Below are 7,811 nucleotides of genomic sequence, written 5' to 3'. Positions count from 1 at the left end.
GTTTTGCCTTGTCGGTGGCCGTCAGAAGGATGTCTTCACCTGTTACCTCGCGCCCGTCAAAGCGCAGCTCGATCGTACGGGCATGGGTAAGTCCGAACACCTTGGCGTACCCATCATGGCCCGCCATCACGCGCGCGCCTTCGAACGAATCCTCGAACTCTACCGGCACCTCGCTCGGGCCATCCACCAGCGCTTCGTTCGCGGTTCCCTTGGTCGGGGCAGCCAACCGGGCGCTGGAGTATCCATCCAGGCAAAGGGTCGAGTGCGAAGGCGTGGCCCGCCCGGCCCGGCGCCACTCCAACCCGAAGCTTTCGCCCGAACCGCAGTTGACGATCAATGGCCGACGACCCGAGGTCAGCTCGAAAGCCAGCGTCGAGGCGTGCGCCATGTACGAGGCCGCCCCTTTGGCCGGGGGTGCTGCGTCGATGATCACCGTGGTGCGGGCGGCGGCCAGACGGGCATAGCCCATGGTCAGACCTTTGACGGGTTTGGGCTTGACCCCGCTTTGGGCCAGCGCCTGTTCCAACCGGCCTTCTATCCCGCGGCCACCGCCGTGAAACCGGGCCAACCCGCCGTCTGCATGACGCAGGCTGCGCAGGGTCGGGGCAATCCGTTTGATTGCTGCCGTCTGAGCGGCGGGCGTACCGCGCCCCACTTCGCTGAGCGCGGCGGATGTCCAGGCCAGTAGGGTAAAGACCTCGAGCAGTTCCTCCGGATTCCGCGTGGGAATGCCGCCTTGGGCGTCGATCTGAGCCTCGCATTCCCGCGCCAAAGCCCGAACGGCCGGGTCCGAGATGTCTTCCATCCCCTCCAGCGCCAAACCGGCCTGAACCAGGCCGGCCAGCGCCTCGAAACGGGGCAGCCCCGGTGTCGCCGCGTGCCAGCGTTTGGACAGGAACCAGGTCTGTTGTGACAGAGACCGGAAAAACAGGCGGCTATGGGCCTCGTCCATACCGCGCAGCAGGAACAGCGCGTGATTGATCCAGCGGATCAGGCGGCGTCCGGTCAGGTCCGGAGCCCAGCCCGGACCCTGCCCCTTGCCGTGGGTTTCGATCCAGCCCCAGACCCAGCGTTGCGCCTTTTCCCGTGCCGCGGCATCACCCACCGCGGCCAGATCGTCCAGCCAGGCAAACCCGTGGCGTTCAGCATCGAATGCGGCGTTGGGGGCCACGACCTCCCACAAGCCCGTGTCCGGGGCTTCGACAAGGTAACCGGCAAACAATAGATTTCCCGCCACCAGTTGCCGCCCGCGCGCAAATGAACCGACGGTGCGCGGCTCGGGCTGACCGACAAAGCCGCTGACGGGTTTCCGGCGCTGGCTGAGGCGCGCGTAGAGACGGTTCTGAAACCGCACCCATCGGTTGGCCATGGTGTCCGAATTCGACATGACGTGTGTTGCTCTGCCCCTGCCGCTCTGCTGGCGTTTGAACCAACGATAGCCGGGCCGGTTCGTCAAGTCATCGAAAAGCGACCGGTCAGGCCGATTTGTTCAGGCAGGCGATATAAAACCCGTCCATTCCGCCCAGATCGGCCCAAAAATCGGGACGCAGGCGCAGCCCGCCTTCCTCGGTCAGCCAGTCGGGCTGAACGCCGGGCACCTGCAGCGCGGCACGGTCCACCTGCATGTCGGAATGCTGCGGCAAAGCCTCTTCGATCTGCACTTCGCCTTCGTCAGGCAGCAGCGAGCAGGTGCAATAGACCAGCCGCCCGCCGGGTTTCAACAGGGTCCAGGCATGGGCCAGCATCCGGGCCTGCAACTCGATCAGCCCACCGAATTCGGAGCCGTCCTTGGCAAAGGGCAGATCCGGGTGCCGCCGGATGGTGCCGGTCGCCGAACAGGGCGCGTCCAGCAGGACCGCGCCGTACTGGCCCTGGTGGTCCAGCGCGTCACCGGCGACCACCCGGGCCGACAGCCCGGTCCGTTCGAGGTTTTCCCGCACCCGCGCCAGCCGGGCCTCGGAAATGTCCAGCGCGGTGACCTCGGCCCCCGCCGCCGCCAGTTGCAGCGTCTTGCCGCCGGGCGCAGCGCACATGTCCAGAACCCGCTCGCCGGGCCGGGGCGCCAGAATCCGCGCCGGCAGGGCGGCGGCGGCATCCTGCACCCACCAGTCTCCGGCCGCATAGCCCGGCAGGGCCGAGACCTGCCCCGCGTCAGTAACCCGCACCGAGCCGGTCGGCAGTTCGGTGCCCATTGGGATCGTGGCGCCGGGTTTTGGCGTCAGGTCCAGCGGCGCGCCGGCGAAATGGGCCTGCTCCATGCCCTTGACCGCCTCCGCGCCCCAGGCCACGATCAGCGGCTCGCGCAGCCAGTCCGGCAGGCGCGGCACCCGCATCTTGGGCCAGGCCTCGGGGCCTTCGGCGGCGATCTTGCGCAGAACCGCGTTGACCAACCCCTTGAGCCGCCCGTGCTTGCGCGAGCGGCCGACGATCTCGACCATCGCGTTCACGACGCCATGCGCAGCCTCGCCCTGGCACAGTTCGACCGTTCCCAGACGCAGCGCGTTCTGGACGGTCAGCGCCGGTGCGCGCCGCAGATGCCCCTCCAGCAGGCGGTCTGCGCGTTCAAGTCCGCGCAGGGTCTCCAGCGTCAAGCGCTGCGCCCGGGCGCGGTCTTCGGGGGCCAGGCGGTCCAGCGCCCCGGCCGCGAGGCATTCGGACAGCAAGCGCCCCTCGCCCAGGATCTGATCCAGCAGATAGATGGCGCTGCGCCGCGCCGCAGTCGGAGTGTTGGTCATGAAACCGCCTGTGCAAGGTTTTCGCCCGCATTGCCATCAGCGGACGAGGGCGTATATCAAGGCCATGCACGGAAAGGAACCCGATGTCATGAGCGACGACCGCACAGACCTGCCGCCCGCCGCCCGGCGCGCCCTGGCCGAGGCCGAAGAGCGCCGGCGCAAGGCTGAAGCCGAGGCCAAACCCCTGCCCAAGGAGCTGGGCGGACGCGACGGCCTCGATCCCGCGCGCTATGGCGATTGGGAGAAGAAGGGCATCGCGATCGATTTCTGACCGCTCAGACCGCCGCGCGCAGGGCCTGCAGGAAATCGCCGATCAGGGCCTGCTGCTTTTTCGACTGCGCCCGGTCCCGCGGCCAGGTCAGCCAGTATCCGTCGCGGGTTTTCAAATCGGGACGCCCCAGCCGGATCAGACGGCCCGAGGCCAGATCTGCCGAGGCCAGAGCGACCGACCCCAAGGCGACCCCCAGCCCCTGCCGCGCCGCGCCAAGGGCGTGTTCCATCGAATCAAAGCTCAGACCGGTGCGTGGCAGATCCGTGTCGCCCGTCTTCTGCATCCAGTCCTGCCAGCCGGGCCGTTCGCCGCGTAGGTCGATCACCGGCGCGCCCCAGCTGACGCCCGGCGCCGCCATCGGAGTCAGAACCTCGGGCGCGATCCGGTCGGCGGCGCGCCCCGGCCAGTTGCCGCGCCCATAGCGGATCTGAAGCCAGGTCCGCTCGTCCTCCAGCGAGGACCGCCGCGCCACCGAATCCGTGGTGACCTGCACCTCGGGCCGCAGGGCGCGAAAGGCCCCCAGGCTGGGCAGGACCAGCGCCTGGATGTGCGAGGACAGCCCGGCCACCCGCAACGCGCGCGGGGCGGTGCCGAACAGATCCTCGGTGTTGCGTTCCAACGCCCGCAGGCTGTCCTGCACCAGCGGCAGATAGCTTTCGCCCTCGACCGTCAGCGACACGCCGCGCGCTTCGCGCACGAACAGGGACCGGCCCAGCCAGGATTCCAGATTGGCGATGCGCTGGCTGACTGCCGCCTGGGTCAGGCCGAACTCGCGCGCCGCGGCCGAAAATCCGCCCAGCCGCCCGGCCGCCTCGAACACTCGCAGCCAGTCCAGCGGGGGCAGGCCGACCTTTTTCTTGCTCATTAGATTTTCCAACTCTCAGATGGAACAAGCCTTAATTGTCGTAATGACATATCCCGCGTATCTCCTCAATCAAAGCCCGCGCTGAACAGGAGAGCCCCATGCTGCGCCACGCCACCCATGACCCGGCGGTCGTTTCGGTTGAGTTCGAAGACGGCACACGCGCCCGTTTCCACGCCATCTGGCTGCGCGACAATGCGCTGGACCCGCAGACGCGCGACCCCGGCAACGGCCAGCGTCTGATCACGATCGGCGACATTCCGGCGGGGATCGCGATCCAGGCGGCCGAGGTGGCGGGCGGCGACCTGCAGGTGACCTTCGCCCCCGAAGACAAGACCGTCACCTTCCCCGCAAACTGGTTGGCCGCGCATGTCTATGATCGGGACCAGACCCGCCAGATGGGCTGGCTGTCGCCGGGTATCACCACCTGGGACGGCGGGTTCGCAGCCCCGGCTGGCGACTGGACGCAGGTGCATGAAAACCCCGCCGCCAAGCGCGACTGGCTGGCGGCGGTCGCCGAATACGGCTTTGCCATGCTGACCGGCGGCCCGACCGAGTCCGGTTCGCTGCTGAAGGTCGCCGATCTGTTCGGGTATGTGCGCGAGACCAACTATGGCCCCTATTTCGAGGTGCGGACCGAGGTGAACCCGACCAACCTAGCCTATACCGGCCTTGGCCTGCAGGCGCACACCGACAACCCCTATCGCGACCCGGTCCCCACGCTGCAGATCCTCTATTGCCTGGAAAACAGCGCCGAGGGCGGGGAGTCGATCGTGGTCGACGGCTTTCGCGCGGCCCAGCGCCTGCGCGACGAAAACCCCGAGGGCTTTGCCCTGCTGGCCGGCTATCCCGCGCGGTTCGAATACCGCGGTTCGGACGGGGTCTGCCTGCGCGCGCGCCGCCCGATGATCGAGCTGTCGCCCGATGGCGAATTGATCGGCATCCGCTTCAACAACCGGTCCTCGGCCCCGTTCGTTGATGTGCCCTTCGACCGGATGGAGGCCTATTACGCCGCCTACCGCCGTTTGGGCGAGATCATCGACGACCCGACCTTGGGCGTGGCGTTCAAGCTGGAACCGGGCGAAAGCTTCATCGTCGACAACACCCGCGTCCTGCATGCGCGTCTGGGATATTCGGGTGCCGGGTCGCGCTGGCTGCAGGGATGCTATGCCGACAAGGACGGGCTGCTGTCGACTCTGGCCGCGATGCGGATGGCGCAACCGGAGGCGGCGGAATGAAACCCGATTTCCAGACCCTGACCCGCGACAACATCGTGGCCTTCATCGCCGATATCTTCGACCGGCGCGGAGGCGAGGAATACCTGGGCGAGCCGGTCACCATGGCCCAGCACATGCTGCAGGGCGCCACCATCGCCGAGCAGAACGGCATGCCCGAAGAGATCATCGTGGGCGCTCTGCTGCACGATATCGGGCATTTCACCTCGGAATTCGGCACCTACCACCCCGACGACACCGAGGACCGCCACCACGAGGATGCCGGCGCCGAGGTGCTGGAGCGGTTCTTTCCGTCGGTCATCACCGATTGCTGCCGCTATCACGTCGCGGCCAAGCGGTACCTGTGCGCAACCAGGCCCGAGTATTTCAACCGCCTGTCGGCGGCCTCGGTCCATACGCTGGAATTGCAGGGCGGCCCGATGAGCGCCGAGGAAGTCGCCGCATTCGAGGCCAACCCGAACCTGAAAGAGATCATCCAGGTCCGGTATCTGGACGAGGCCGGCAAACGGCCCGACATGGACACCCCCGACTTCGACCATTTCGCGCCGATGGTTCAGCGCATGGTCGACCGGCATCTGGGCGAGGGTTAAAGCCCCAGCACATCCACCATGTCATATTGGCCGGGGGCCTTGCCCTGCCCCCACAGCGCCGCCTTCAGCGCGCCTCGGGCAAAGATCGCCCGGTCGGTCGCCACGTGGCGCAGCACGATTCGTTCGCCCGGCGCGGCGAACAGCACGTCGTGTTCGCCAACGATGTCGCCACCGCGGATGGCGTGGAACCCGATATGGCCCCGCTGCCGGGCGCCGGTGATCCCGTCGCGGCCCCGGTCGGCGACATCGGCAAGGTTCACGCCGCGCCCCTCGGCCGCGGCCTCGCCCAGCATCAGGGCCGTCCCCGAGGGCGCATCGACCTTGTGATGGTGATGCGCCTCGATCACCTCGATGTCGAAATCCTCGTCCAGCGCGGCGGCGACCTTCTTGGTCAGTTGCACCAGCAGGTTCACGCCCAGACTCATGTTGCCCGCCCGCACGATCACCGCATGACGCGCGGCGGGTTCCAGCGCGGCGATCTGTTCGTCGCTCATGCCGGTGGTGCCGATCACATGCACGCAGCGCGCCTGCGCCGCCAGCGCGGCGAACTCCAGCGTCGCCTCGGGCGCGGTGAAGTCGATCACCGCCTGGGCCTGGGCAAAAGCCTCGAGCGGATCGTCGGTGACGGTCACGCCCAGCGGCTGGCCGCCCATCGCGGTGCCCACGTCCTCGCCGATCCAGTCATGGCCCGTGCGCTCGACCGCACCGACCAGCCGCGCCTGTTCGCTGTCGGTGATGGTCTTGATCAGCATCTGCCCCATCCGGCCCGAAGCCCCGGTCACGACGATTCCCGGAATATGCGTCATTGCGCTGGTCCTTCTTCTGAAATTCGGCTCAAAGCCTCCTACCCGGTTCGGGGCCGCTTGGCAAAGCCCCGCTTTGCGCTTAGATCGGGGACATGGCTAAGAACAAATTCCACGACGGCCCCGGCCCCTCGCAACGGCAGCTTCGCGTCGGCGAACTGATCCGCCGCACCCTGTCCGAGGTGCTGGCGCGCGGCGACGTGCACGACCCCGACCTGAACCGCCTGTCGATCACCGTGGGCGAAGTGCGCACCTCGCCCGACCTCAAGATCGCCACCGCCTACGTGCTGCCGCTGGGCGGCAAGGGGCAGGACACCGTGATCGAGCTGCTGGCCCGCAACAAGGGCGAGCTGCGCCGCATGGTCGGCAAGAAGGTCGGCCTGAAATTCGCCCCCGACCTGCGCTTCCGGCTGGACGAAACGTTCGACCGCATGGACGACACACGCCGGATGTTCGAACAGGACGCCGTGCGCCGGGACCTGGACGAGTGATCCGCAGGACCGCCGCTTTGATCGCATTGCTCTGGGCCGGACAGGCCGGTGCGGTGACCTGCGAGCGCGTGGCACACGAAGACCGGCGCTATACCGTGTGCGAGGTCGACGCCACCACCGAGGACCTGCGCCTGTTCCTGTATGACGAAGCGGGCCAAGTGCTGGGCCACTTCTCGTCGGTGAACGAGGAACTGGCCGATGCGGGCCAGCGCCTGAGCTTTGCGATGAATGCCGGCATGTATCACGAGGACCGCTCGCCCGTGGGCCACTATGTCGAAGACGGGCAGGAACTCATGCACGTGATTCCCAACGCCGGACCCGGCAATTTCGGCCTGCTGCCCAACGGGGTGTTCTGCATCCGCGAAGGCCGTGCCGACGTGTTCGAGACGCTGGACTATCTAGATCGCAAGCCCGACTGCCGCTTTGCCACCCAATCCGGCCCGATGCTGGTGATCGACGGCGAATTGCATCCGCGGTTTCTAAAGGATTCGACCTCGCGCTATGTGCGCAACGGGGTGGGCACCAGCGCCGATGGCAGCCGTGCGGTATTCGTGATTTCCGAAGATTACGTCACCTTCCACGAGTTCGGCCGCCTGTTCCGCGACGTTCTGAACACGCCCAACGCGCTATTTTTCGACGGCAACATCTCGCGCATGTATGATCGGGCGGCGAACCGATCGGACGTGGGATTCTCGCTGGGGCCGATCGTCGGCGTGGTCGAGGACATCCCGGCAAATTGACAGCGCCGGACCGATCCGCTAGGTCGCGCGCCTCAGCAGAATTCTAGGTGCATCATGGGACGCAAACGCAAGGGTCGTGACATT

9 protein-coding genes are annotated in these 7,811 nt (G+C 67.1%); 5 read left to right on the top strand and 4 right to left on the bottom strand.

Annotation, left to right across the window (positions count from 1 at the left end; all coding sequences use genetic code 11):
* Positions 1-1,387: heparinase II/III family protein (locus tag AC2FM5_RS18685; RefSeq protein WP_496737402.1), on the bottom strand; the 1,387-nt coding region annotated here is incomplete at its 3' end.
* An 88-nt stretch (positions 1,388-1,475) separates the two neighbouring features.
* A complete protein-coding gene (locus AC2FM5_RS18680; RefSeq protein WP_496737400.1) occupies positions 1,476-2,735 on the bottom strand; it encodes an RsmB/NOP family class I SAM-dependent RNA methyltransferase in 1,260 nt (419 codons plus the stop codon).
* 88 nt (positions 2,736-2,823) lie between these two features.
* Here AC2FM5_RS18680 and AC2FM5_RS18675 point away from each other — a divergent pair, with 88 nt between their 5' ends.
* Positions 2,824-3,006, top strand: a complete 183-nt coding sequence (locus tag AC2FM5_RS18675; RefSeq protein ID WP_170360604.1) for a DUF1674 domain-containing protein — start codon at positions 2,824-2,826, stop codon at positions 3,004-3,006.
* A gap of 4 nt (positions 3,007-3,010) precedes the next feature.
* On the opposite strand, the gene AC2FM5_RS18670 is transcribed toward AC2FM5_RS18675, so the two are convergent.
* Positions 3,011-3,871 (bottom strand): LysR family transcriptional regulator, encoded by an 861-nt coding sequence (locus AC2FM5_RS18670; RefSeq protein WP_170525672.1) that lies wholly within the window; start codon positions 3,869-3,871, stop codon positions 3,011-3,013.
* 98 nt (positions 3,872-3,969) lie between these two features.
* Here AC2FM5_RS18670 and tmpA point away from each other — a divergent pair, with 98 nt between their 5' ends.
* Together tmpA and tmpB are read left to right on the top strand one after the other, a co-directional pair.
* On the top strand, positions 3,970-5,106 hold the full coding sequence (gene tmpA / locus AC2FM5_RS18665) for a 2-trimethylaminoethylphosphonate dioxygenase (protein WP_496737398.1): 1,137 nt from the start codon (positions 3,970-3,972) through the stop codon (positions 5,104-5,106).
* A complete protein-coding gene (gene tmpB / locus AC2FM5_RS18660; protein ID WP_480637172.1) occupies positions 5,103-5,693 on the top strand; it encodes a (R)-1-hydroxy-2-trimethylaminoethylphosphonate oxygenase in 591 nt (196 codons plus the stop codon). Before tmpA ends, tmpB begins: the two co-directional genes overlap by 4 nt.
* On the opposite strand, the gene dapB is transcribed toward tmpB, so the two are convergent.
* The gene (gene dapB / locus AC2FM5_RS18655; RefSeq protein ID WP_170391249.1) at positions 5,690-6,499 is read right to left on the bottom strand and encodes a 4-hydroxy-tetrahydrodipicolinate reductase; all 810 of its coding nucleotides are present in this window, start codon (positions 6,497-6,499) and stop codon (positions 5,690-5,692) included. The genes tmpB and dapB overlap by 4 nt on opposite strands.
* Before the next feature lie 92 nt (positions 6,500-6,591).
* On the opposite strand from dapB, the gene rbfA reads away from it, so the two are divergent.
* Both rbfA and AC2FM5_RS18645 read left to right on the top strand, forming a co-directional pair.
* Positions 6,592-6,987: a 30S ribosome-binding factor RbfA gene (rbfA, locus tag AC2FM5_RS18650; RefSeq protein ID WP_093964142.1), complete on the top strand. Its 396-nt coding sequence runs from the start codon at positions 6,592-6,594 to the stop codon at positions 6,985-6,987.
* On the top strand, positions 6,984-7,727 hold the full coding sequence (locus AC2FM5_RS18645; protein WP_170360594.1) for a phosphodiester glycosidase family protein: 744 nt from the start codon (positions 6,984-6,986) through the stop codon (positions 7,725-7,727). The genes rbfA and AC2FM5_RS18645 overlap by 4 nt, the downstream gene beginning before the upstream one ends.
* Positions 7,728-7,811: the final 84 nt, after the last annotated feature.

It is taken from the genome of Ruegeria sp. BHSA162 (genome assembly GCF_059613385.1).
Note: the sequence above shows the minus strand (reverse complement) of the source record. Positions and strands in the feature narration are given on the sequence as shown.